Origin of the sequence: Dryocola clanedunensis (assembly GCF_038405435.1) — a bacterium.
GTDB classification, from domain to species: domain Bacteria; phylum Pseudomonadota; class Gammaproteobacteria; order Enterobacterales; family Enterobacteriaceae; genus Dryocola; species Dryocola clanedunensis_A.
The window spans coordinates 1-581 of the sequence record NZ_JBBYHZ010000149.1 but is presented as its reverse complement, the minus strand read 5'-3'; the positions used below and the strand labels follow the sequence as shown (position 1 = coordinate 581).

The window sequence follows — 581 nt, the reverse complement described above, 5'->3', positions numbered from 1 at the left end:
GGAAATGTGCCCGGCATGCCAGGCCACCAGATACTCGCGAGGCGCGATCGAGATCGCCTGCCAGCCGGAGGGCACGGGCGCGGAGGCACGGATCTCCACGCCGGCGATGTAGTCAAAGCCGCCGTCAGCGTCATTGTTGCCGCACACGCCGTAGGCGATCTGCGCGCCCAACCCATGCGCCTCGTCCAGGCGCTGCCATTGCGAAGGAATCGATGCGACGGTCGCGGCGGTATGGCGTGCACCGATGCCGGCCACGCGCAGGGCACCGCGGTGCGCGCGATGGGGTTCGATCCTGCAGGGTGTCGAGGGATCGATCAGCTTCAATGCCTCGACCAACACCATGCCGGCCAGCCCCTGCTCGCGCACCTGCTCGGGCGAACGTCCGAACTGCTCGGAAAATGCGCGGGTAAAGGCCGCGTGTGAGGCGTAGCCGGCAGCAATGGCCACCTCGAGAATGCCATCGGCCCCGGCCGCCAGCTGGTGCGCGGCGTGGGTCAGCCGGCGGCCTCGCAGATAGCGCACCACCGAGGTCCCGGTGCTGAGCTGGAACAGCCGCGAGAGATGGAACGGCGACAGCCCCA

At 68.7% G+C, this 581-nt stretch carries 1 protein-coding gene; it reads right to left on the bottom strand.

The features are described 5' to 3' along the window. The coding region (locus tag AAE045_RS23930; RefSeq protein ID WP_455549792.1) for an AraC family transcriptional regulator at positions 1–581 on the bottom strand (581 nt) is incomplete at both ends.